The sequence below is a fragment of the Spirillospora sp. NPDC052269 genome (assembly GCF_040679435.1).
GTDB lineage: Bacteria > Actinomycetota > Actinomycetes > Streptosporangiales > Streptosporangiaceae > Spirillospora.
This window is the reverse complement of the sequence record NZ_JBFAUU010000005.1, coordinates 425,526-447,018: the sequence shown is the minus strand read 5'-3', so window position 1 is coordinate 447,018 and position 21,493 is coordinate 425,526. Positions and strand designations below refer to the sequence as shown.

The window sequence follows — 21,493 nt, the reverse complement described above, 5'->3', positions numbered from 1 at the left end:
CAGGGTAGCACGGACCTCGGGGTGACCGCACCGACGTTCGCGACAAATCCGCAGGTCAACCCCCTTATTGGGACCTTGACAATGTGTCTTGATAGTGCATCCGGGACACGTTTACCGAGTCCGCCCATCCCACCACCCCGGCCCGGCCCGTCCCGGCATCACCCCTTGTCACCGCACGTCCAGGCATGATCACGAAAGGGTCTCGAAGGCGCGGTGCGGCCATTTCGAGGCGTTCTGACACTCCCCCCTGTCAGGTCGCGCACCGCGGCCCATACTGGGAGGTGAACATGCCGGTCGCCGCGGGTACAAAACGTCCGAAAAAGAGTGAAAGGGGCGCAACGGGCGGGAGCGTTCCGGCGAACACGGGTGAACAGGAGAGGTGCGGCGTGAGGCCAGACGGCGATCCCGAGCATGACGACCACGGACTCCCCCACGTCGATGTCGTGGTGCCCGACGACGCCCGCGACCTGGACCGGGACGTCATCGCCTACCACCGTGAACAGCGCCAGCTCCGCCGCCGCGCCCGCTACGCCCGCCTCGTCGGCCCCTTCGCCCGCTTCGGCGTGGCCATCCCGATCATCACCGGCGCGCTGCTGATCGCGCTGGTCAGCGGGGTGCTGATGACCGCCCTCGGAACCCGCCCGGAAACGGGGCCGACCCGCGCCGCGCTCGCCCCGCACCCGTCCGCGGCGGTGGGGCAGAAGGGCGGCTACCTCCCCGCCGGCGACGTCACCGCGCCACCGGGCACGACGCACAAGAGCCTGCGCGACCTGCGGCCGGGCGTGATCGCGATCGCCTCGCCCAAGTGCTCCTGCTCGGCCGTGATCTCCGACCTCGCCAAGCGCGCCCAGGATCTCCGCCTCAGCCTGTGGCTGGTCGCCGACCGCCGCGGCTCCACCGCGTCCCCCACCGAGACGATCAAGTCCTTGCGCACGCTCGCGGGCGGCACGCACGACGGCGACCCCGTGGTCCTGGACGATCTGTCCGGCATCCTGGCCAAGGACTACGCCAACACCCCGGACGGACGTCCCGCCGTCGGGCTCACCGCGGTGTTCGTCGGCAGCGACGGAGTGGTCTCGGACGTCCGCGCGCCCGCGCATCCGGGGCCTGAGCTGACCGACCTCTTCAAGACCGCCACCCCGGACAGGAACAACTAGGCCACCGGACCTCCCTGCCGGAGCAGGGGGCGGTATAGAGGGATCCACCGGGATCGGGACCCCGGATCCGTACCACGGCCGCGACCTCGCTAGGCTGCCGTTCGGCGTTCGGTACGCCGAACCCCCACCGCATACAACCCCCTTTCCCGAGGAGATCGTCGCCGTGATCCGAAACAGCCGTCGAGTGGTCGCGCTCGCCTTCGCGGGCGCCGTCGCCATCGCGCCGGTGCTCTCCGGCTGCGGGGCCGGCGAGGAGCCTCAGACCGCGGCGCCGACGCAGCTCACCGAGGGCGTGAACGCCTGGGTGCCCAAGAACGAGGCGGCCAAGCCGCAGGTCAGCATCCGGAACATGTTCCTGCTCGGCCCGGCGCCGGAGCAGGCGCTGCCCGCCCAGTCCTCGATCCCGCTGTACGCCACGCTGATCAACGAGGTCGCCGGACGCACCGACCGGCTCGTGTCGGTCAGCGTGCCCGGGTTCGGCCCGGCCAAGATCGCCGACCAGGGCGTGGCGCTGCCGGCGGCGAAGGAGCAGGGCGAGGGCACCGCGGTGCCCCTGCTCGGGACGGCCGCGGCGGGTCACGCGACCCCCGCGGCGGGCCACGGGACCCCGTCGGGCGCGCCGTCGACCAAGCCGGCCACCCCGAAGTCCGGCAAGCCCGGCGCCAAGCCGTCGAGCGGTGCCCCGACCGCCCCGGCCTCCGGAGCCCCGACCGCCCCCGCGTCCGGTGAGCCGACCGCCCCCGCCTCGGGCGAGCCGACCGCCCCGGCGTCCGGCGAGCCGACCGCGCCCGCCTCGGGTGAGGCCACCGCGGCGCCCGGCGCCAAGGGCCCGCTGGTCGTGCTGACCCAGACGGACAAGCAGCTCCTCGGCGGCGAGAGCATCCAGGTCACGCTGCAGTTCGAGAAGGCGGGAACGATCACCCTCTCCGTCCCGGTCATCCCGCAGCAGAACGAGTTCAGCACCTACGTCGCCGTCTCGCCGGGCACGCCGTTCACCGCGGCCCCGACGACCGCGCCGAGCGGCAGCGGCGAGCCGTCCACGCCGGCCGGCGAGCCGAGCACCCCGGGCACCGAGCCGTCCGGCTCGTCCAGCCCGAGCAAGTCCGGCCAGCCGGAGAGCACCCAGACCCCGGCCGCCTGACCCGCGCACCACACGAAACGGCCCGCGCCGCGTCCCCCCGGACGCGACGCGGGCCGTTTCGCGTTCGCGGCCCCCGGAGGAAGCAGGACAAGGAAAAGGCCGCGGGCGGACGCCGGCGGCCTGGTTCTTCCTCGGTGGGTTATGGCTCGAACTTGTAGCCCAGGCCGCGGACGGTGACGATGTGGCGCGGCGTGGACGGGGCGTCCTCGATCTTGGCGCGGAGGCGCTTGATGTGGACGTCGAGGGTCTTGGTGTCACCGACGTAGTCGGCGCCCCAGACGCGGTCGATGAGCTGCATGCGGGTCAGGACGCGGCCCGCGTTGCGGAGCAGGACCTCCAGGAGCTCGAACTCCTTGAGGGGCAGCTGGACCGAGCCGCTGTTGACGCTCACGGTGTGGCGTTCGACGTCCATGCGGACGGGGCCGGCCTCGAGGACGGCGGGTGCGAGCTCCTCGCCGGCGTCGCCCTGGCGGCGCAGGACGGCGCGCATGCGGGCGATCAGCTCGCGGGTGGAGAACGGCTTGGTGACGTAGTCGTCCGCGCCCAGTTCCAGGCCGACGACCTTGTCGACCTCGCTGTCCTTGGCGGTGAGCATGATCACCGGGACGTTGGACCTGGCGCGCAGCTCACGGCACACCTCGGTGCCGGGCAGGCCCGGCAGCATCAGGTCGAGCAGGACGAGGTCGGCGCCGTTGCGCTCGAAGATGTCCAGCGCGTCCGGGCCGGTGGCCGCGACGGCGACCTCGAACCCCTCCTTGCGGAGGGTGTACGACAGCGCGTCGCTGAAGGACTCCTCGTCTTCCACGACGAGCACACGGGTCACGGTGATGCCTCCCGGGCGGTTCTGGGCAGGAGCGCGGAAGTCACCGCGTCCGGTCCTCGGGGGTCGGGTGGGATGGGGTGAGGCCGTGGACGAACGACAGGAGGGTCGCGTCCGGACGTGGCGCGTCCGGTCCGCGGTCCGTGCCGTTGGACTCGCCGGGGGCGTCACTGGGGGTCTCTGCGCCCGCGCTGAGCGGCGGGGCCGAAGGGTTCAGCAGCGGCAGCCGGAGGGTGAAGGTGGAGCCGGAGCCCTCCTTGCTCCAGACCGTGACCTCGCCGCCGTGCTTGCTGGTGACGTGCTTGACGATGGCCAGTCCGAGCCCGGTGCCGCCGGTCTGCCGGGACCGCGCGGGGTCCACCCGGTAGAAGCGCTCGAAGATCCGTTCCAGGTCGCCGTCGGGGATGCCGATGCCCTGGTCGGTGACGGTGATCTCGACGTGCTGGTCATCGGTCTGCCGGGTCGCCACGACCACGCGGGTGTTCTCGGGGCTGTAGGCGACGGCGTTGTCGATCAGGTTGCGCAGCGCGGTGACCAGCAGTTCCTCGTCGCCGCGCACCCGGAAGCCGTGCCGTCCGCCGACGATCAGCTCGATGTTCTTGGAGCCCGCGCGGATCTGCGAGCGGTCGAGCGACTCGTCGATCACCGTGTCGAGCTCGACCGGGTGCAGGTCGTCCAGCGGCTCCTCGCCCTGGATGCGGGACAGGGTCATGAGGTCCTGGACGAGGTTGGTGAGGCGGACCGACTCGTGCTGCATCCGCCCGGCGAACCGGCGGACGGCCTCGGGGTCGTCGGCGGCCGCGTCCACGGTCTCGGCGAGCAGCGACAGCGCGCCGACCGGGGTCTTCAGCTCGTGGCTGACGTTGGCGACGAAGTCGCGCCGGATGGCCTCGACGCGGCGCATCTCGGTGAGGTCCTCGGCGAGGACGAGCACCAGGCCGTGCGAGCCGAGCGGGGCGACCCGGACGGCGAACCAGCGGCCCTCGGCGCGCGAGCGCGACCGGGACGGCCCGACCTGGATCTCGGTCTCCCGGATCTCGCCGTCACGGCGGACGAGCCGGGCCATCGCCAGCAGCTCGTCCACGACCATCCGATCATCGCTGACCAGCCCGTACGCGCGGGCGGCCGAACTCGCGCGCAGCACCCTGTCCTCGGCGTCCACGACGACGCCCGACGACCTCAGGACGCTCAGCACCGACGCTATCCCCGGCGGCAGTCCCCCCTGGGGCTGCGCCGGGGGCACGGTTCGCTGGGCACGCTCGCTCACCCGTACCGCCAATCCTGTCGCGAGTCCGATCGCGAGCCCGGCGAGCCCGGTCAGACCTGCGACAACCTCGACTTCCACATCTTGGATCGTAGGTGGCGATCGAACCCCTCCCACACCATGGGGGTGCCGCCGCGTGAGCCGTTAGCCCAATGTTCACCTCTTTATCCGTATCGGTTCATGCCGGTCGGGCAGGGTGTGTCGTGGGCGAGTACGCCCCGCGCCCCGGGTCCGCCCGGAGGCACGGGACGCCCCGGCGCCGTCGGCTCCGGATGCGGCACGCAGACGCCCGAAGCACCCGAGTGGGCGGTGCCGTACCGCTCCCGCAGTACCCGGACGGGCCCCACGCCCGCCCCTCCCCGAAACCCGAGGATCTTCAATTGCGCGACGTCTACCACGAGGAACTCGACTCCCTCGCCGACAAGCTGGTCGAGATGACCCGGCTGGTCCGCTCGGCGATGTCCCGCGCGGTGACCGCGCTGCTGGACGCCGACCTGCGACTGGCCGAGGAGGTGATCACCGCCGACGAGCTGGTGAACAAGATCGACGCCGAGATCGAGGAGACGGTGTTCGACCTCATGGCCCGGCAGCAACCGGTCGCCGGTGACCTGCGGACCCTGGTCACCACGCTGCGGATGAGCAGCGACCTGGAGCGCATGGGCGACCTGGCCGTCCACATCGCCAAGACCGCCCGCCGCCGGCACCCGGAGACGGCCGTCCCGCCGGAGCTGCAGTCCACGGTGCTGGAGATGGGCCAGATCGCCGAGCGCATGATCGCCAAGGCGGGCTCGGTGATCGCGTCCCGGGACGTCGAGATGGGCCTGGAGCTGGACGCCGACGACGACGCCATGGACCGGCTGCACCGCCGCCTGTTCGACCTGCTGCTCTCCCCCAAGTGGAAGCACGGCGTCGAGCCCGCGGTCGACATCACCCTGGCCGGACGGTACTTCGAGCGGTTCGCCGACCACGCCGTCCACGTCGCGGAGAACGTCGTCTACCTGGTCACCGGGCAGCGCCCGCAGGAGATCATCGACGCCGGCTGACCGTCCTCCGGACCGTGAAGAAGCCCGCCGCGTCCTCCCAGGGGGACGCGGCGGGCTTCGCCGTTCGGGGGGCCTCGCGCCTACTTCTTCTTCGCGCCCTGGTTCTTGACGGCCTCGATGGCGGCCTTGGCGGCGGCCGGGTCGAGGTACTCGCCGCCGCGCTTGAGCGGGGCGAAGTCGTCGTCGAGCTCGTACACCAGCGGGATGCCGGTGGGGATGTTCAGGCCGACGATGTCCTCGTCGGAGACGCCGTCGAGGTGCTTGACCAGCGCGCGGAGCGAGTTGCCGTGCGCGGTGACCATGACGGTGCCGCCGCTCGCCAGGTCCGGGACGATCGAGTCGTACCAGTAGGGCAGCAGGCGGTCCACGACGTCCGCGAGGCACTCGCTGCGCGGGATCAGCTCGGACGGCAGGGACGCGTAGCGCAGGTCGTTGACCTGGGACAGCGGGTCGTCGTCCTTGATCGGCGGCGGCGGGGTGTCGTACGAGCGGCGCCAGACCGTGAACTGCTTCTCGCCGTACTCCTCGAGCGTCTGGGCCTTGTTCTTGCCCTGCAGCGCGCCGTAGTGCCGCTCGTTCAGCCGCCAGGACCGGCGGACCGGGATCCACAGCAGGTCCGCGACGTCCAGCGCGATGTTCGCCGTGCGGATGGCCCGCTTCAGCAGTGAGGTGTGCACCACGTCCGGGGTGATGTCGGCGTCGAGCAGCAGGTCGCCGCCGCGCGTCGCCTCGCTCTCGCCCTTGGCGGAGAGGTCCACGTCCACCCAGCCGGTGAACAGGTTCTCCGCGTTCCACACACTCTCGCCGTGCCGCAGCAAAACCAGGGTCGCCATGGCACCAGAGCCTAGCGGGCGCCGCGCGCGGTCCGTCCTCGAGGCCCGGGACCGGAGGTCCCCAGGTCAGCCGGGCCGCGGCCCGGGGAGGGTCAGCGGTTGGCGGGGTCGGCGAAGGACGCGAAGGCCCGCAGGTTCGCCAGCGACTCGCCGCGCTTGACCCGCCAGTCCCACTCCTTCTGGATCGAGGTCTTGAAGCCGCGTTCCAGGGCCTTGTCGAAGTTCTCGTCCGAGTAGGTGAGGACGCAGCCGAGGATCCGGTCGACCTCGTCCGGGGTGATGGAGTGGAGCGGGAGGCGGCCGACGATGTGGACGTCGCCGACCTCGTCCAGCGCGAACGACATGCCGTACATGCGGCCGTTGCGTTCCAGGAGGAAGCGGTAGAAGTCGGCGTGGTTCTCGTCCGGCTGGCGGCAGAAGAACGCCTCGACGTGCAGGCTGTGGTCGCCGACGATCAGCCAGGTCATGGTGGCGAGCTTGTGCTGCCCCGGCAGCTTGACGAAGAACGCGCCCTCGCGCGGGACGCTGTACTCCAGCTCGGCGGACCGCAGCGTCTCCTCGATCACCGTGATCGGGTCGGCGCCGACAGCCCGCTCCGCCGGGGTCTCCTGCTCGCCGTGGCTCACCGGGCCATCTCCTTCACCATCGCCTCGCGGGTCGTCGCACCGGTATACACCTCGAGCAGGCGGTCCACCGTCGCGTCCCAGCCGAACGCCTGCGCATGCCGGACCGCACCGCGCGCGAGCCGGAGGTGGGTGCCGGGCTCGGCCCACAGGCGGCGCAGGACGGACGCGTAGTCGGCGGGATCGTGCCCGTTGATCAGAATGCCGGACTCGCCGTCCTTCACGGCGGTCTGGAGTCCGCCGACGGCGGCGGCCACGACGGGCGTCCCGCACGCCTGCGACTCGACCGCGACCAGCCCGAACGACTCGTTGTGGGACGGCACGACCGTGACGTCCGCGGCCCGGTACCAGTCGGCGAGCTCACGCTGCGGACAGGGCGGCTCGAACCGGACGACGTCGGTGATGCCGAGTTCGGCGGCGAGCCGCTGGAGGACCTCGGGACGGCTCCGCCCGGCTCCGGACGGCCCGCCGACGACGGCGACGACCAGCTTGGAGCGCAGCGCGGGCTCCTGGTGGAGCATGAGCGCCACGGCGCGGAGCAGCACGTCGGGGGCCTTGAGCGGCTGGATCCGTCCGACGAACAGCAGGACGAAGGCGTCCCGGGGAAGGCCGAGGCGGCGGCGCGCGGGGCCGGTGCGGTGCGGGAGCAGCCCGGTGCCGCGCGCGATCACCGGCGACTCCGGGCGGAAGAGGGCCAGGTCGACGCCGGGGCTGACGGTGGCGATGCGGGACGGGTCGGCGGCGTAGAGGCCGGCGAGCTCGCGGGTCTCCTTGGCGGTGTTGGCGACGAGGTGGTCGGCGGTGTCGACGATCTGCTGCTCGCCGTTCACGCGGAGGAGGGGCTCGGGGGCGTCACCGGCGGCGAGGGCGGCGTTCTTGACCTTGGCCATGGTGTGCATGGAGTGCACGAGCGGTACGCCCCAGCGCCGCTTGGCGGCCCATCCGGCCTGGCCGGAAAGCCAGTAATGGGTGTGGATCAGGTCGTAGTGGCCGGGGTCGTAGGACGCCTCGGCACGCAGCACGCCGGAGGTGAACGTGCACAGGTGGCGGGGCAGCTCGCCCTTGTCCAGCTCCTCGAACGGCCCGGCGACGACGTTCCGGACGAGGACGCCGGGGGCCAGCTCGGTGACCGGCGGCAGTGCCCGGGAGGTCGCGCGGGTGAAGACGTCCACCTCGACGCCCCGCTCGGCCAGCCGTTTCGCGGTCTCGACGACGTAGACGTTCATGCCGCCCGCGTCGCCCGTGCCCGGCTGATCCAGGGGCGACGTGTGCAGGCTGATCGTCGCAACTCGCTTGATACGACCCGACAACGGACACCACCTCCAGTGGTGCAACCTATCCGCCGGTTCGACTGTTCCCGTACAAGGGAGGCGACCCTGTGACGTGCGTCCCCGCCCTGTCTGGGAAGCTGTGCGGCATGCGTAAAACGGCGGTGGTGACCGGGGCGAGCAGCGGCATCGGGGCGGCGACGGCGCGGAGGCTCGCCGCCGAGGGGTTCAACGTCGTGGCGGCCGCGCGCCGCCGGGACCGGCTGGACGCCCTCGTCAAGGAGATCGCCGAGGAGGTGCCGGGCGCGGGCAAGGTCGTCCCGGTGACCCTGGACGTCACGTCCCAGGAGTCCGTGGACGCGCTGGCGGAGGCGCTCGACTCCTGCCACGTCCTGGTGAACAACGCGGGCGGCGCGATCGGCCTGGAGTCGGTCGAGAACGCCGACCCGGCCGACTGGCAGGCCATGTACGACACCAACGTCCTCGGGCTGCTGCGGGTGACCAAGGCGCTGCTGCCGAAGATGATCGCGTCCGGGGCCGGTCACGTGGTGAACATCACCTCGCTCGCCGCGCACGTCGCGTACGAGGGCGGGGCCGGGTACAACGCCGCCAAGCACGCCGCCTACGCGATCAACGAGGTCATGCGGCTGGAGCTGGTGGACCGGCCGGTGCGGATCACCGAGATCGCGCCCGGCCTGGTCAAGACCGAGGAGTTCAGCCTCGTCCGGTTCCGCGGCGACGCCGAGCGCGCCGGGAAGCCGTACGAGGGCGTCCCCGAGCCGCTCGTCGCGGCGGACGTCGCCGACTGCGTCGCCTGGGCCGTCACCCGTCCGGCGCACGTCAACATCGACCGCATCGACGTCCAGCCCCGCGTCCAGGCGGCCCCGCACAAGCTCCACCGCGAGAACTGACGCCCTGACCCAAGCTCCACCGCGAGAGCTAACGCCCGCGCCGCCCGATCAGCGGGCGGGAACGACCGGCTGACCAGGCTGGACGCGCCGGACGGGGTCAGCGGGTGGGGGCGACGGCTGTCCAGGGGAGGGTGAGTTCGCCCAGGCGCCAGCGGGCCCTTCCGCCGTAGGGCGGGGTCGCGCAGACCGGGTGGGTCGCCGCGAGGTGCTCGACGGCGGTGATCCAGCGGGCGCGCGCGCCGAAGACCGACTGCGGCGCGGCGATGGCCCACGCGCGGTCGAGGTCGGCGAGCAGCGCGTGCACGGCCTCCCCTTCGACGTTGCGGTGGATCAGCGTCTTGGGCAGCCGCGGCGCGAGGTCGGACGGCCGCTCGAGGGACGGCAGGTGCGCGGCGAACGTGATCGTCCGCGGGCCGGTGCGGTCGAGCGTCACCCAGACCGCGCGGCGGCCGATCTCGTCGCAGGTGCCCTCGATCAGCACGCCGGACGGATCGAGCCGCGCGGTCAGGTCGTCCCAGGCCTGCCAGGCGGCGTCCTCGTCGTACTGGCGCAGCACGTTGAACGCGCGCACGAGCGTCGGCGGACGGCCGACGGGGAGTTCGAACCCGCCGCGCCGGAACGACAGCCCCGGATACCGCGCCTGCACGGCCTGACCCGCGGCGACGCGATCCGGCTCGATCTCGATGCCGACGACCTCGACCGCGGGCGCCACGGCGCGCAGGCGCGTGTAGAACTCGATCGTGGTGATCGGGGTCGCGCCGTACCCGAGGTCGACGGCGAGCGGACGCGGGGCCGCACGGAGCAGGCGTCCCTGGGTCGCGGCCGTCCACCGGTCCGCTCGGCGGAGCCGGTTCGGGTTCGTCGTTCCCCGGGTCACCTCCCCCTGGGGTCTCGTCGCGCGCGCCACGCCGTCGATTCTCGCCGCCCGGTGGACCGAACGGGATTCTGTTGACGTAAGCGATCAGTTACGGTGATCTCCCGCCCGTCCGCGAGCAAGGGAGCCCCATGCCCGATCCCACCGCCGCGCACGAGCCCGCCCCCGCCCGCCAGCCCCTGCCTGCGCACGGATCCGCCTCCACAGGCCGGGAGCTTGCCGCGCACGAGCCCGCCACCACGCGCCGAGCGGGTAGGCAGGAGGGTGTGAGGGAACCGGGGGTGGACGGGCAGCTTGAGCTGGCCGGATTGCTCGAGGCGATCGCGGAGGCGATGCCGGAGCGGGAGTGTCTGGTCTGGCACGACGTGAACGGGCGGCACTCGCGGACGTGGCGCGGCATGGTCGGGCGCAGCCGCCGGCTCGCACGCGTCCTGCACGAGGACGGGCTCGGACGGCACGGGCCGCAGGGCGAGCCCTGGGAGTCGCCACATGATCACCTCGCTCTGTGTCTGCACAATGGCCCCGAATACCTGGAGGGCCTGGTCGGCGCGCACATGGCCCGTGTCGCGCCGTTCAACGTCAACTACCGCTACACCGGCGACGAGCTGGTGCGGCTCTTCGAGGACGCCCGTCCGAGCGCGGTGATCTACCACGCCGGGTACGCCCCACAGATCATTGAAGTCCTCGAGCGCACGGGCCTCCAACCCCTGCTCCTGTTTGTGGACGACGGGTCCGGCACCCCGCAGCCGACCAACGCGCGCGCGTACGAGGCGGCCCTCGAGGCCACCTCCGACGAGCCGCTGGGGGTCGTTCCCGATGCCGGTGACCTGCACATCCTGTACACGGGCGGGACGACCGGGCTTCCCAAGGGCGTGCTCTGGCGGATCGGGGACCTGATGCTCGGCCCGCTCGGCATGCGCCGCGGCGACCACACCGCGATCACCGACCTGGACGAGGCGGTCGCGCGGGCCGTCCGGTCGGCGGCGAGGGTGCTGGTCGGGCCGCCGCTGATGCACGGCGCCGGGACGTGGTCGGCGCTCGGCGCCTGGTGCGGCGGCGCGTGCGTGGTCTTCCCCGCGCGTGTGGACGGCCTGGACGCGGCCGACCTGCTGGCCGTCGCCGAGCGCGAGCGGATCACCCGGATCCCGCTGGTGGGCGACGCGTTCGCCCGTCCCCTCGCCGCGGAGCTGGAGCGCCGCGACCACGACCTGACGGCGCTGCGGACGCTGCTGAACTCGGCCGCCGGGATCAGCCCGGGCGTGAAGAGACGCCTGCTGGAGCTGCTGCCCGGCGCGCGGATCGTCGATGTGCTCGGGTCGTCCGAGACGGGGCTCCAGGTGACCCGGCAGGGCGCGGACGACCGGCCGTTCGCCGCCTCGCCCGGCGCGGTCGTGCTCAGCGCCGACCGGTCCCGCGTGCTCGCGCCCGGCGAGGACGAGCTGGGCTGGCTGGCCAAGACCGGCACGATCCCGCTCGGCTACCTCAACGATCCGGACAAGACCGCCGAGACGTTCGTGACCCTGGACGAGACGCGCGTCGTGGTCGCCGGGGACCGTGCCCGGATCCTCCCGGACGGCACCGTCCAGGTGCGCGGACGCGAGGCCACCACGATCAACACCGGCGGCGAGAAGGTGTTCGCCGAGGAGGTCGAGACCGTCCTGCGCGGCCTGCCCGGCGTCGCCGACGCGCTGGTCGTCGGCCGTCCGAGCGAGCGCTGGGGAAGCGAGATCGTCGCGGTCGTGCGGACCGCCGCGTCCGGCGGCCCCTCGGACGCCGACCTGCGGAGGGGCTGCGCGGGCCATCTCGCCCGCTACAAGATCCCCAAGGCGTTCGTCCGGACGGACGGATCACTCCGGCTGCCCAACGGCAAGGCCGACTACGCGGCGGCCCGAATCCTGCTCGGTCCGGGCCTTCCGCCAGGGGCGTGCGGCGGGTGATGCTGGCGGAATGCCGGATCTCAACGCGCTGCTCGCCGACATGGCCGACGAGGGCGCGTCCCTCGACGCGCTCGTCGCTCCCCTCGACGCCGCCGCGTGGGCCACGCCCACGCCCGCCGCGGGCTGGACCATCGCCCACCAGATCGCGCACCTGACCTGGACGGAGGTGGCCGCCCTGCGCGCGGCCACCGATCCCGGCGCGTTCCTGGCGAACCTCCCCCGGATCGAGGACGTGGACCTCGCCGCCGCCGAGGGCGCGAAGCTCGCCCCCGCCGAGCTTCTCGGCCGCTGGCGCGAGGGCCTGGCGGAGCTGCGCACGGCGCTCGCCGCGCTCCCGCCCGGCACGCGGCTGCCGTGGTTCGGCCCGCCGATGGCCGCCGGGTCCATGGCGACCGCGCGGATCATGGAGACCTGGGCGCACGGCGAGGACGTCGCGGAGGCGCTCGGCGTGACCCGCGCCCCCACGCGCCGGCTGCGGCACGTCGCGCACATCGCCGTCCGGGCACGCGACTTCGCCTTCCTCAACCGCGGCCTGACGCCGCCCGCCGAGGCGTTCCGCGTCGAGATCACCCCACCGGACGGCGGGGACCCGTGGACGTGGGGCCCCGCGGACGCCGCCCAGCGGGTGACCGCCCCCGCGCTCGACTTCTGCCTCCTGGCCACCCGCCGCCGGAACCGCGCCGACGTGGCCGTCACCGCCGCCGGACCCGACGCCGACCGCTGGCTGGAGGTGGTCCAGACGTTCGCCGGACCGCCCGGCGGCGACCGTCCGGCGCGCGGCTGACCTCGGCGGACGGACGGCCCCGGACGGTGATCTTCGGCACCTCGGGTTGAATTCGGCCGATCAAGGGATAGGACTGAAGCATGACCATCCTGATCGCTTTCGACGGCTCCGACGACTCGCGCACCGCCATCGAGTTCGCCGCCCGCACGCTCCGCCAGGAGCCCGTCGCCATCCTGACCGTCTGGGAGCCTCTGCTCAGCCAGATCAACTGGGCCCCCCTCGCCGCCGCCGGGGCACTGTCGGTGGACAAGGAGTCCGACGAGTGGCCCGAGGAGGAGCAGGCCCGGCGGCTCGCGCTGGCCGGCGCCGAGATCGCCCGCAAGGCCGGGTTCGAGCAGGTCGAGGCGCGGTCCGCGCGCACGACCGGCCCGATCTGGGCGGGCATCGTGGACGTCGCGGAGGAGCTCGACGCCGACGTCATCGTCACCGGCTCGCGCGGCCTCGGCGCCACCCGCTCGGTGATCCTCGGCAGCGTGTCCACGCGCGTGCTGCACAAGACCCACCGCGCCGTCCTGGTCGTCCCGCACGGCAAGAAGGAGGACTGACCGGCCGCGCTCCCCGAACGCCCCCGCCCGACGCGGCGGCCACGACGCCCCGGCACGGCGGCTACGAAACGGTCTCCGGCCGGCCGGGGACTACCTGCCCCGGGTCCGGTCCCGGCCGCGGTCGCGGCCGCCTCCGGCCGGGCGGGTGACCATGGCGCCGATCGCCCAGCCGGCGGCGACGACGATGCCGCCGATCGCGGCGGTCGGGCCCACCAGCCCGTCCGAGACCATGGCCACGATGCCGACGGTGACACCGAAGAGCGCGCTGACCGCGATCATCACCCGAAAATAGATGCGTCTGTCCATACAGAGCATGATGTGAGCCGATCCGCGCCGGTACTATCCACCGATCGGTGGACAGGCAAGGGCGGCGCATGGGCAGCGGCATTCCGACTGAATCGGACAGCGGCCTTCCGGCCGACCCGGACTCCGGCGCGTCCGCCGCTTCGGGCGCCGACGACTTCTGGCGGAGGTCGTTCCGGTACTGGGACGCCTACTTCGCCCTCCTGTTCGTCCTGACCCTCGTGACGGTCACCGCCCTCCCCGAGGAGGGCCGCGGAGACCTCAGGGAGGCGGTCGCGGCGGGGCTGCTGGTGGGCCTGGCCGTCGCGTACGCCGCTCTGGGACGGCGCGCGCTGCGCCATCCGGCGCGTCCCGCGCCCGGGACGTACCCGTTCGCCGTGATCATGGTCGTGCTGTTCGTCCCGGCGGTCATGCTGGCCCCGGCGACCGCGACGATCATGGGCGCGCTGACCCCGCTGGCGTTCATGCTGCTGCGCCCGGTGCGCGGCACCGCCCTGGTCGGGCTGCTGACGATCGGGATCATCGTGGGGATCCTGCGGGAGACCGGCTTCCCGTGGGTGCTGACCGTCTCGGTCATGCTGGGTCTGCTGGCCTGCGACGCCCTGCTGGGCTGGCTGATCGACCGGGTCTCCCGGCAGAGCGCGGAGCGCGCCGAGCTGATCGACGAGCTGCGCCGCACCCGCGCGGAACTCGCCGAGATCAGCCGGGAGCGCGGCGCGCTGGGCGAGCGCGAGCGGCTCGCCCGCGAGATCCACGACACCCTCGCGCAGGGCCTGACCGGCATCGGGATGCTGCTCCAGGCCGCGATGGCCGACCTCGGCCCGGATCGGCGGCTCGAACTGGCCGCGCGCACCGCCCGCGAGCATCTCGCCGAGACGCGCGCGGTGGTCGCCGCCCTCGCGCCGCCCTCCCTGACCACGGGATCCCTGGTCGAGGCGCTGCGGCGGCTGGTGGACGACTCCGCCCTTCCCGCACTCTTTGAGGTGGACGGTCCGCCGCGTCCGCTGAACATGGACGTGGAGACGGCGATGCTCCGCGTCGCGCAGGAGGGGCTGGCCAACATCCGGCGGCATGCCTCGTGCGCGCGCGATGTGCTCGTCCGAATCGAGTTCGCGCCGGACACCGCGCTTCTCACGGTGACCGACGACGGTCCGGGTTTCGACCCCGCGTGCACGAGCGGCGGCTACGGACTCGGCGGCATGCGCACCCGTATCGAGCAGACCGGAGGCACGTTGTCCCTCACCAGCGCGCCGGGCTCGGGAACGACCGTGGAGGCGGTGATCCCATGCCCGGCCAAAGCGACCGTCCACTCGGCGTGATGATCGTGGACGACCATCCGATCATCCGGGAGGGCCTGCGCGGAATGCTCGCCGCAGAGCCGGACCTGACGGTGGTCGGCGAGGCGGCGTCCGGGCCGGAGGCGGTCGCCGTCGCGCCCCGGCTGCGCCCGGACGTGATCCTCATGGACCTGCGCATGCCGGGCGGGGGCGGCCTGGACGCGCTCCGGCTGCTGGCCCCCGAGTTCCGGATCATCGTGCTGACGACGTACGCGGGCGACGCCGACATCGCGCGGGCGATCGCCGCCGGGGCGTCCGGCTACCTGCTCAAGGACGCGTCACGCGCCGAACTGGCCGTGGCCGTGCGCACCGTCGCGGGCGGCGGACGGGCCCTGTCGAAGGACGTCGCGGACCGGCTCGCGGCGGCCGAGGCGGCCCCCGGCCTGTCCGAACGCGAACGGCAGGTGCTCGAACTGGTCGCGCGCGGCCTCACCAACGCCGAGGTCGGGGCGCGCCTGCACATCGGCGAGGCCACGGTGAAGACGCACCTGCTGCGGGTGTTCGGCAAACTCGGCGTGTCGGACCGCACGTCCGCCGTGATGGCCGCGATGCGCCGGGGCCTGATCGGCGCCGAAAGCCCGCCCTGACCGGAACGCCAGTAGGAACTATCCGCTCAGTGCTTTCAGGGCGTGCTCGAAGGCCGTGTACGCCTCCTCGGTGAACAGGACGAACCGGATGTCCTCCACGGTGGTCGGGGTGGACGCGACCGTGGTCACGGCGATGCGGGCGGCGTCGTCCACCGGCCAGCCGTAGATCCCGGCGGACACGGCGGGGAAGGCGATCGAGGCGACCCGGAGCTCGTCCGCCGTGCGGAGGGACTCGCGGAAGCAGGACGCCAGCTGGGCCGAGCGGTCCTCCGAGGCGGAGTAGACGGGGCCTACGGTGTGGATGACCCAGCGCGCGGGAAGGCGTCCGGCCGGGGTGGCGACCGCCTGGCCGGTGGGCAGGCCGCCGCCGTAATGTGAGGCCCGCAATTTGCGGCACGCCTCCAGGATCTCCGGTCCGCCGTTGCGGTGGATCGCGCCGTCCACCCCGCCTCCGCCGAGCAACGAGGAGTTGGCCGCGTTCACCACCGCGTCCACGCGCTGGGCGGTGATGTCCCCGCGCACCAGAGTGATCTTCATCGCTTCCCTTTCACCCCTACCAACGGCGTGTCCACCATAAAACGCGCATTTCTGGACAGGCACACCGTCCTCTGATCCCGTCGGGAACCCTGCTCAGGGGGTCGGAACGTTAAACCCGGTGCGGGCGCGCGAAATCGGGGCCGGGACGGGCCAAACGGCGGGCGCGAGCGGGCGTCATCGGGTTTCATGGAATACCGGAAAGTACCGATAATTCGGCGGCCGATCTCGGGCCTGACCGCTGGGCCCGTGGTGGCGGCCAGGTCACGAACGAGCGAACCGCCGGAGAAAACGTCGTCACAGGCGGCACTATCCTGCCGCTACAGCGACCACAATGGTGTGAAAGTCGTGGAGGTGCCCCCCTTGAAGATTCTCGTCGCGGGCGCGACCGGCGTGGTCGGGCGGCGGCTGGTCCCGTTGCTGGTCCAGGCCGGTCATGAGGTCGTCGGAACGACCCGCAGCCCCGAGCGCGCGCAGCTGATCGCCGACCAGCACGCCACCCCGTGCGTCGTGGACGTGTTCGACGCCGAAGCACTGACGGCGGCGCTCACCGAGCACGCGCCCGACGTGGTGATCCACCAGCTCACCGATCTGTCCGCGGGGGATTTCGACGCCAACGCGCGGCTGCGGATCGACGGCACGCGCAACCTGGTGGACGCGGCGCGCGCGGCCGGCGTGGAGAAGATGATCGCCCAGTCGATCGCCTGGGTCTACCGCCCCGGCGAGGACCCGGCCACCGAGGACGACGACCTCGACCCGTCGCTCCAGCCGTACCCCGCCGTCGCCGCGCTGGAGAAGGCCGTCGGCGAGATGCCGCACGGCGTCGTGCTCCGTTATGGAGCGTTTTACGGCCCCGGCACCTGGTACGCCCCGGAAGGCGCCATCGCCCAGCAGGTGCACGCGGAGGCGCTGAAGCTCACCCCGTCCTGGACCTGCTTCGTCCACGTGGACGACGCCGCCTCGGCGGCGGTCGCGGCGCTCGACTGGCCCGAGGGCCCGGTGAACATCGTGGACGACGAGCCCGCGACGGCCGCCGAATGGGTGCCGGTCTACAGCGCGGCGCTCGGCGCGCCCACCCCGCCGACCGCCCGGCACGCCGCCCTGCAGGGCCGTCCGGTGTCCAACGCGCGGGCGCTCGAACTGGGCTGGAAGCCGCGCCTGGCGTCCTGGCGCGAGGGCTTCGCCGAGATCGACTGAGTTCCGCGAGGTTCCGCCGGGCCGTGATCGTGCTCCGACGGACCTTGATCGTGCTCTGACGGACCTTGATCGGGCCAGACCGGCCTTGATCGGGCTCGGTGCGACACGCCCGGGGGCGGTGCGGCCCTCGGTCGTCCGATCTGTACCGTCCGTCCGCCTTCGGGATATTCCATGGGGGCGGACCGGGCGAATCATTGAAACTTCAAGTATGATGGTCGCATGACGGACACCCGGTGGCTCGACGAGGAGGAGCAGCGGACCTGGCGCGCCTTCATCGCGTTCTCCCGGCTGCTGTCGGAGGCGATGGAGCGGCAGCTCAGCCGCGATGAGGGCCTGCCCTTCAGCTACTACCTGATCCTGGCGATGCTCTCGGAGGCGCCCGGCCGGTCGCTCACCATGACCGAGCTGGCCACGGACGTGCGCGCGTCCCCGAGCCGGCTGTCGCACGCGGTCAACAAGCTCCAGGCGAACGGCTGGGTGGTGCGCAGCCGCCATCCGGACGACCGGCGCGCGATCATCGCGTCGCTGACCGACGACGGCATGGCGGTCCTCGAGAAGGCCGCGCCGGGGCACGTCGGCGAGGTCCGCCGCCTGGTGTTCGACCGGCTCACGCCCGCGCAGCGCGAGTCCTTCGACGACGTCCTCACCACCCTGCTCGCCGGGCTCGACCCGGACGCGCCGGTCTGCCCGGACGCCCCGGTCTGTCCCAACGACCCCGAACCGCCCGCGGCGGGCGTCGAGATCTGCGCCGCCGGCGCGGCCCTGGACGCCCCTGACGACGACTCGGGGCGTGACGCCGCCTGAGCCCCTGAGGGGTGGGGGCGACCGAACCCCCGTCCTCGTGGAGGCACGATCGACGCGGACGCCGTCGTCGGGGACGCTGGGCGGATGCGGTGGACCCCCTTCGATCGGCGTTGCTGGGCGCCCGCGCTCTATCTGGTCGGCAGCGGCGCGCTGAGCGCCGTCGGGGTCCTCTACGCGATCTACGCGGGCTTCGCCGCCCTCCTTCTGGCCGTCACGCGGATCGGGGCGCCCGCGTCCGCCGCCGTACTGTACGGGTCCGTCCAGATGGCGGCGGGACGGCGCGCCCTGGCCGTCCGGCTGTTGGGCGCGGACGTGCCCGCGCCGTCCCGGGAGAAGGCGCGGGGCCTGCGCGGATGGGTGCGTGACCAGCACGGGCCGCTCGGGTACCGCGCGTTCGGATACCTGGCGGTGAGCGTCCCGACCGGGCTGCTCGGGTTGATGACCGTGCTGCTCACCTGGGTGTACGGGGTGCTCCTGCTGACGTCCCCGGTGCAGTGGCGGCTCGGGGCGAACGAGTCGACGATCACGGACGGGTCCGGGCGCGTCCGCCACGGGCTGATGTTCTCGGGGATCCTCTTCGACTCCTGGCCCCGCACGGCCGCGCTCTCCGCGGTCGGCGCGCTGCTGCTGCTCGCCGCGCCCGTCGCGACGCGCGCCGTCGCCCGTCTGGACGTGTGGATCCTGCGGCTGGTGTTCCGTCCAGGGGCGTCCGAGGTGCGCATCCGGGCGCTGGAGGAGAGCCGTTCGTACGCGGTCGAGGACGCGGTCGCGACCGTCCGCCGGATCGAGCGGGACCTGCACGACGGCGCGCAGGTCCGCCTGGTCGCGGTCACGATCCGGCTCGCGATGCTCAAGGAGACCCTCCCGCCGGACGCGCCGGACGCCGTCCGCGAGCTGGTGGACGCGGCGCACGAGGAGGCCCGCGCCGCGATCGGCGAGCTGCGCGAACTGGTCCGCGGCATCCACCCGCCCGTCCTGGACAAGGGCCTGGACGCGGCGCTCGCGACCCTCGGCGCGCGCAGCCCGGTCCGCGCCGAACTGGCCACCGACCTGCCCGAACGTCCGTCCGCGGCGATCGAGTCGATGGCCTACTTCTGCGCCGCCGAGCTGGTCGCGAACGCCGCCAAGCACGCGGACGCGTCGCTGCTGGGCATCGACGCGCGGGTGGCGGGCGGCCGCCTCCTGCTGCGCGTCACCGACGACGGGCGCGGCGGCGCGGAGGTCCGGCCGGGCGGCGGGCTGGCCGGGCTGGCCGGCCGGATCGCTACCGTGGACGGCGAACTGACCGTGCACAGCCCGTCTGGAGGCCCCACCGCCGTGTCCGTCTCCCTCCCCCTCCACACGCCGTGACGTCGCTGCGGGTGGTGATCGCCGAGGACGCGGTGATCCTGCGGGACGGCCTCGTCCAGCTGCTGCGGCTGCGCGGGCACGAGGTCGTCGCGGCGGTCGGCGACGCGGACGCCCTGGTCACGGCCGTCGCCGAGCACGCACCGGACGTCGCGGTCGTCGACGTCCGGATGCCGCCGGCGCACACCGACGAGGGCCTGCGGGCCGCGCTCGCGCTTCGCCGCGACCATCCGTCCGTCGGGATCCTGCTGTTCTCGCAGTACATCGAGACCCGGTACGCGGCCGAGCTGCTCGCGGGGTCGCCCGCCGGGGTCGGCTACCTGCTGAAGGAGCGCGTGTCCGACCTCGCCGAGTTCGAGGCGGCGCTGCGGCGCGTCGCGTCCGGCGGCACGGCGCTCGACCCGGAGGTCGTGGCGCAGCTGCTCGGCGGGAACGGCGGCGCGCGGCTGCCCGGCCTGACCCCGCGCGAGCGGGAGGTGCTCGGGCTCATGGCCGAGGGACGCTCGAACGCCGCCATCGCCGCGGCGCTGGTGGTGTCCGAACGCGCCGTGGAGAAGCACGTCGCGAACATCTTCGCCAAGCTCGGCCTGCCGCCCGCGCCCGGCGACCACCGGCGCGTCCTGGCCGTCCTGCGGTACCTGGACGCCTGACCCGGGTCGCGGAACTGTCAGTGCCGTCGCGCATGATGGCGGCATGGACGAGACGGAGACCGAGCGGCGCAAGCAACGGCTCACGGAGATCTGCGCGAGCCTGCCGGAAGCGGGATCCGAGGCGTCCGGGCACGGCCCGCACGTCGTCTACCGCGTGCGGAAGAAGACGTTCGCCTGGTACGTGGACAACCACCACGGTGACGATCGTGTGTCCCTGTGGGTGAAGGTCACGCTGGACGAGCAGGAGGCGCTCCTCGGGTCCGATCCCGAACGGTTCTTCAGCGCGCCCTACATGGGCCAGCACGGCTGGGTCGGCGTCCGGCTCGACCTCCCCGACGTCGACTGGGAGGAGGTCACCGAGCTGGTCACCGAGAGCTACCGGCTGCACGCCCCGAAACGTCTGGTCGACCAGCTCACGCTGTGAGCCGGTCGCGGCTCAGGACATGAAGGCGACGGTTCGGTCGGCGGCCTTCGGGTAGGCGGCGTCCAGCAGGCGCAGCCCCTCGGCCGTCAACTCCTCGCGCGTGGTGTCCGAGATGGGCTCGAACTCCTCGATCCGGAGCGTCGCGGCGCCGCGTTTGGCCTCGGCCTTCCACATGCCGCGCACGAAGCCGTCCACGAGGACGGCCGCGCGGATGATCCCGTTCACGGTGAACAGCCGCTTGCGGTGCTCGTCGCTGACGATGCGGGCCCGGTCGGCGTGCGACAGCGTGAGGTTGTCGAACTCCGGGACGAACCGGACGGGCGAGGGCGTGTCGGCGTCCGGACGGGGCGCGTCCGGCACGTCGTAGAGAACGCGGCCGGCCTCGTCCCTGAAGGTGAGCAGCCGGGGTTCGAGCCGTCCGAAGACCTCGCCGAGCCTGGTCAGGCCGGACCAGTGCTGCGCGTCGGCCACGCTCGCGGGCCCGAACGCGGCCAGGTAGCGCAGCACGAGCGCCTCGACGTCCGGCTCGGCCAGGGGCGCGTCGAGCCAGGCGTCCAGAACCGTGTGCCGGGCCAGCCCGGACGATCCCCAGACCCCGCGCGGCGGCACCTGGACGAGCGGCAGCATGCAGCGCGCCGCCCAGTTGAGATCCGCGGGGCCGTACCCGGGGAAGCGTTCGGCGAGGGCCTCCCGCACCTGCTTGTCCGACAGCGGCTCGGCGATCAGCAGCTCGCGGACGGTCTCCCGCACCGCGTCGAGGTCGGCGCCGTCCAGGCCGTGGACGGTGCTCTGGGTGCGCAGGTAGCCGTCCAGGACGGCCTGGGTGAGCGGCCGGATGCTGAGCGCGTCACGTGCGCTGACCAGGTGCAACGTGCCGCGCATGAGGACCATGCGGACGGCCTGGCGTTCGTGCAGCAGCCGTCCGGGCTCGTCGAAGTCGAACTCCTCGAGCCGCGTCCAGAGGCCGAGGTAGGGCGGGTTCGGCGCCTGTGCCTGCATCCCGACCAGGTGCTCGATGGTCTCGAGCACGCCCATGCGGTGGCGGCGCAGGAGGAGCTGCCGGGCGAGCAGCGCCCGGTTCAGCTCACGCCGTCCCAGCGTGGCGGCCAT

At 72.9% G+C, this 21,493-nt stretch carries 23 protein-coding genes; 14 read left to right on the top strand and 9 right to left on the bottom strand.

The genetic code is table 11. The annotated features are described in order from the left end of the window. Positions 1–386 precede the first annotated feature (386 nt). Positions 387–1,157 carry a hypothetical protein gene (locus AB0L06_RS13525; RefSeq protein WP_500231252.1) on the top strand — a complete coding sequence of 257 codons (771 nt, stop codon included), beginning with the start codon at positions 387–389 and terminating at the stop codon, positions 1,155–1,157. A gap of 163 nt (positions 1,158–1,320) precedes the next feature. Continuing rightward, positions 1,321–2,298 (top strand): copper chaperone PCu(A)C domain-containing protein, encoded by a 978-nt coding sequence (locus tag AB0L06_RS13520; RefSeq protein ID WP_500231251.1) that lies wholly within the window; start codon positions 1,321–1,323, stop codon positions 2,296–2,298. A 139-nt stretch (positions 2,299–2,437) separates the two neighbouring features. Here the strand turns inward: AB0L06_RS13520 and AB0L06_RS13515 are convergent, their stop codons facing one another. Both AB0L06_RS13515 and AB0L06_RS13510 read right to left on the bottom strand, forming a co-directional pair. Further along, positions 2,438–3,121, bottom strand: a complete 684-nt coding sequence (locus tag AB0L06_RS13515) for a response regulator (protein ID WP_500231250.1) — start codon at positions 3,119–3,121, stop codon at positions 2,438–2,440. Between the two features lie 40 nt (positions 3,122–3,161). Further along, on the bottom strand, positions 3,162–4,463 hold the full coding sequence (locus AB0L06_RS13510) for a sensor histidine kinase (RefSeq protein ID WP_500231249.1): 1,302 nt from the start codon (positions 4,461–4,463) through the stop codon (positions 3,162–3,164). Between the two features lie 299 nt (positions 4,464–4,762). Between AB0L06_RS13510 and phoU the strand changes: the two genes are divergently transcribed. Continuing rightward, positions 4,763–5,425 (top strand): phosphate signaling complex protein PhoU, encoded by a 663-nt coding sequence (gene phoU / locus AB0L06_RS13505; protein ID WP_500231248.1) that lies wholly within the window; start codon positions 4,763–4,765, stop codon positions 5,423–5,425. A gap of 80 nt (positions 5,426–5,505) precedes the next feature. Here the strand turns inward: phoU and AB0L06_RS13500 are convergent, their stop codons facing one another. The 3 genes from AB0L06_RS13500 to mshA all read right to left on the bottom strand — a co-directional run bounded on the left by AB0L06_RS13500 (position 5,506) and on the right by mshA (position 8,191). Next, the gene (locus AB0L06_RS13500; protein ID WP_500231247.1) at positions 5,506–6,258 is read right to left on the bottom strand and encodes a phosphoglyceromutase; all 753 of its coding nucleotides are present in this window, start codon (positions 6,256–6,258) and stop codon (positions 5,506–5,508) included. A gap of 92 nt (positions 6,259–6,350) precedes the next feature. Beyond that, positions 6,351–6,830, bottom strand: coding sequence for a type III secretion system chaperone family protein (locus tag AB0L06_RS13495; protein WP_500231324.1), 480 nt, complete (start codon positions 6,828–6,830; stop codon positions 6,351–6,353). Positions 6,831–6,880: 50 nt separating this feature from the next. Beyond that, the gene (mshA, locus tag AB0L06_RS13490) at positions 6,881–8,191 is read right to left on the bottom strand and encodes a D-inositol-3-phosphate glycosyltransferase (protein WP_500231246.1); all 1,311 of its coding nucleotides are present in this window, start codon (positions 8,189–8,191) and stop codon (positions 6,881–6,883) included. Positions 8,192–8,298: 107 nt separating this feature from the next. On the opposite strand from mshA, the gene AB0L06_RS13485 reads away from it, so the two are divergent. Then, positions 8,299–9,060 (top strand): SDR family NAD(P)-dependent oxidoreductase, encoded by a 762-nt coding sequence (locus AB0L06_RS13485; RefSeq protein WP_500231245.1) that lies wholly within the window; start codon positions 8,299–8,301, stop codon positions 9,058–9,060. Between the two features lie 97 nt (positions 9,061–9,157). Here the strand turns inward: AB0L06_RS13485 and AB0L06_RS13480 are convergent, their stop codons facing one another. Continuing rightward, complete coding sequence (locus AB0L06_RS13480) at positions 9,158–9,937, bottom strand: class I SAM-dependent methyltransferase (protein WP_500231244.1); 780 nt, start codon at positions 9,935–9,937, stop codon at positions 9,158–9,160. A 278-nt stretch (positions 9,938–10,215) separates the two neighbouring features. On the opposite strand from AB0L06_RS13480, the gene AB0L06_RS13475 reads away from it, so the two are divergent. From AB0L06_RS13475 to AB0L06_RS13465, 3 genes are all read left to right on the top strand, one after another. Next, complete coding sequence (locus tag AB0L06_RS13475) at positions 10,216–11,871, top strand: AMP-binding protein (protein ID WP_500231243.1); 1,656 nt, start codon at positions 10,216–10,218, stop codon at positions 11,869–11,871. Between the two features lie 10 nt (positions 11,872–11,881). After that, entirely contained in the window at positions 11,882–12,655 is a 774-nt protein-coding gene (locus AB0L06_RS13470; RefSeq protein WP_500231242.1) for a TIGR03084 family metal-binding protein, read from the top strand. An 80-nt stretch (positions 12,656–12,735) separates the two neighbouring features. Next, on the top strand, positions 12,736–13,200 hold the full coding sequence (locus AB0L06_RS13465; protein WP_500231241.1) for a universal stress protein: 465 nt from the start codon (positions 12,736–12,738) through the stop codon (positions 13,198–13,200). 90 nt (positions 13,201–13,290) lie between these two features. Here the strand turns inward: AB0L06_RS13465 and AB0L06_RS13460 are convergent, their stop codons facing one another. After that, complete coding sequence (locus AB0L06_RS13460) at positions 13,291–13,506, bottom strand: hypothetical protein (RefSeq protein ID WP_500231240.1); 216 nt, start codon at positions 13,504–13,506, stop codon at positions 13,291–13,293. Between the two features lie 68 nt (positions 13,507–13,574). On the opposite strand from AB0L06_RS13460, the gene AB0L06_RS13455 reads away from it, so the two are divergent. Both AB0L06_RS13455 and AB0L06_RS13450 read left to right on the top strand, forming a co-directional pair. Next, positions 13,575–14,822 carry a sensor histidine kinase gene (locus AB0L06_RS13455; protein WP_500231239.1) on the top strand — a complete coding sequence of 416 codons (1,248 nt, stop codon included), beginning with the start codon at positions 13,575–13,577 and terminating at the stop codon, positions 14,820–14,822. Then, positions 14,789–15,427 carry a response regulator gene (locus AB0L06_RS13450; protein ID WP_500231238.1) on the top strand — a complete coding sequence of 213 codons (639 nt, stop codon included), beginning with the start codon at positions 14,789–14,791 and terminating at the stop codon, positions 15,425–15,427. Before AB0L06_RS13455 ends, AB0L06_RS13450 begins: the two co-directional genes overlap by 34 nt. Before the next feature lie 18 nt (positions 15,428–15,445). Here the strand turns inward: AB0L06_RS13450 and AB0L06_RS13445 are convergent, their stop codons facing one another. After that, positions 15,446–15,964 (bottom strand): O-acetyl-ADP-ribose deacetylase, encoded by a 519-nt coding sequence (locus tag AB0L06_RS13445; protein ID WP_500231237.1) that lies wholly within the window; start codon positions 15,962–15,964, stop codon positions 15,446–15,448. 360 nt (positions 15,965–16,324) lie between these two features. On the opposite strand from AB0L06_RS13445, the gene AB0L06_RS13440 reads away from it, so the two are divergent. From AB0L06_RS13440 to AB0L06_RS13420, 5 genes are all read left to right on the top strand, one after another. Next, positions 16,325–17,158 (top strand): NAD-dependent epimerase/dehydratase family protein, encoded by an 834-nt coding sequence (locus AB0L06_RS13440; protein ID WP_500231236.1) that lies wholly within the window; start codon positions 16,325–16,327, stop codon positions 17,156–17,158. A gap of 219 nt (positions 17,159–17,377) precedes the next feature. Further along, positions 17,378–17,962 (top strand): MarR family winged helix-turn-helix transcriptional regulator, encoded by a 585-nt coding sequence (locus AB0L06_RS13435; protein WP_500231235.1) that lies wholly within the window; start codon positions 17,378–17,380, stop codon positions 17,960–17,962. Between the two features lie 84 nt (positions 17,963–18,046). Next, a complete protein-coding gene (locus AB0L06_RS13430; RefSeq protein WP_500231234.1) occupies positions 18,047–19,312 on the top strand; it encodes a sensor histidine kinase in 1,266 nt (421 codons plus the stop codon). Between the two features lie 5 nt (positions 19,313–19,317). Next, positions 19,318–19,959 carry a LuxR C-terminal-related transcriptional regulator gene (locus AB0L06_RS13425; RefSeq protein WP_500231323.1) on the top strand — a complete coding sequence of 214 codons (642 nt, stop codon included), beginning with the start codon at positions 19,318–19,320 and terminating at the stop codon, positions 19,957–19,959. 43 nt (positions 19,960–20,002) lie between these two features. Continuing rightward, on the top strand, positions 20,003–20,383 hold the full coding sequence (locus AB0L06_RS13420) for an MmcQ/YjbR family DNA-binding protein (protein WP_500231233.1): 381 nt from the start codon (positions 20,003–20,005) through the stop codon (positions 20,381–20,383). A gap of 12 nt (positions 20,384–20,395) precedes the next feature. Here the strand turns inward: AB0L06_RS13420 and AB0L06_RS13415 are convergent, their stop codons facing one another. Continuing rightward, positions 20,396–21,493 carry a winged helix DNA-binding domain-containing protein gene (locus tag AB0L06_RS13415; RefSeq protein WP_500231232.1) on the bottom strand — a complete coding sequence of 366 codons (1,098 nt, stop codon included), beginning with the start codon at positions 21,491–21,493 and terminating at the stop codon, positions 20,396–20,398.

What these genes read in the sequence shown, in the direction of transcription:
- AB0L06_RS13435 (WP_500231235.1), top strand. Translation starts at nt 17,378, where the DNA reads ATGACGGACACCCGGTGGCTCGACGAGGAGGAGCAGCGGACCTGGCGC.
- AB0L06_RS13470 (WP_500231242.1), top strand. Translation starts at nt 11,882, where the DNA reads ATGCCGGATCTCAACGCGCTGCTCGCCGACATGGCCGACGAGGGCGCG.
- AB0L06_RS13445 (WP_500231237.1), bottom strand. Translation starts at nt 15,964, where the DNA reads ATGAAGATCACTCTGGTGCGCGGGGACATCACCGCCCAGCGCGTGGAC.
- AB0L06_RS13415 (WP_500231232.1), bottom strand. Translation starts at nt 21,493, where the DNA reads ATGGCCGCCACGCTGGGACGGCGTGAGCTGAACCGGGCGCTGCTCGCC.
- AB0L06_RS13460 (WP_500231240.1), bottom strand. Translation starts at nt 13,506, where the DNA reads ATGGACAGACGCATCTATTTTCGGGTGATGATCGCGGTCAGCGCGCTC.
- AB0L06_RS13430 (WP_500231234.1), top strand. Translation starts at nt 18,047, where the DNA reads ATGCGGTGGACCCCCTTCGATCGGCGTTGCTGGGCGCCCGCGCTCTAT.
- AB0L06_RS13450 (WP_500231238.1), top strand. Translation starts at nt 14,789, where the DNA reads ATGCCCGGCCAAAGCGACCGTCCACTCGGCGTGATGATCGTGGACGAC.
- AB0L06_RS13455 (WP_500231239.1), top strand. Translation starts at nt 13,575, where the DNA reads ATGGGCAGCGGCATTCCGACTGAATCGGACAGCGGCCTTCCGGCCGAC.
- AB0L06_RS13465 (WP_500231241.1), top strand. Translation starts at nt 12,736, where the DNA reads ATGACCATCCTGATCGCTTTCGACGGCTCCGACGACTCGCGCACCGCC.
- AB0L06_RS13500 (WP_500231247.1), bottom strand. Translation starts at nt 6,258, where the DNA reads ATGGCGACCCTGGTTTTGCTGCGGCACGGCGAGAGTGTGTGGAACGCG.
- AB0L06_RS13485 (WP_500231245.1), top strand. Translation starts at nt 8,299, where the DNA reads ATGCGTAAAACGGCGGTGGTGACCGGGGCGAGCAGCGGCATCGGGGCG.
- AB0L06_RS13420 (WP_500231233.1), top strand. Translation starts at nt 20,003, where the DNA reads ATGGACGAGACGGAGACCGAGCGGCGCAAGCAACGGCTCACGGAGATC.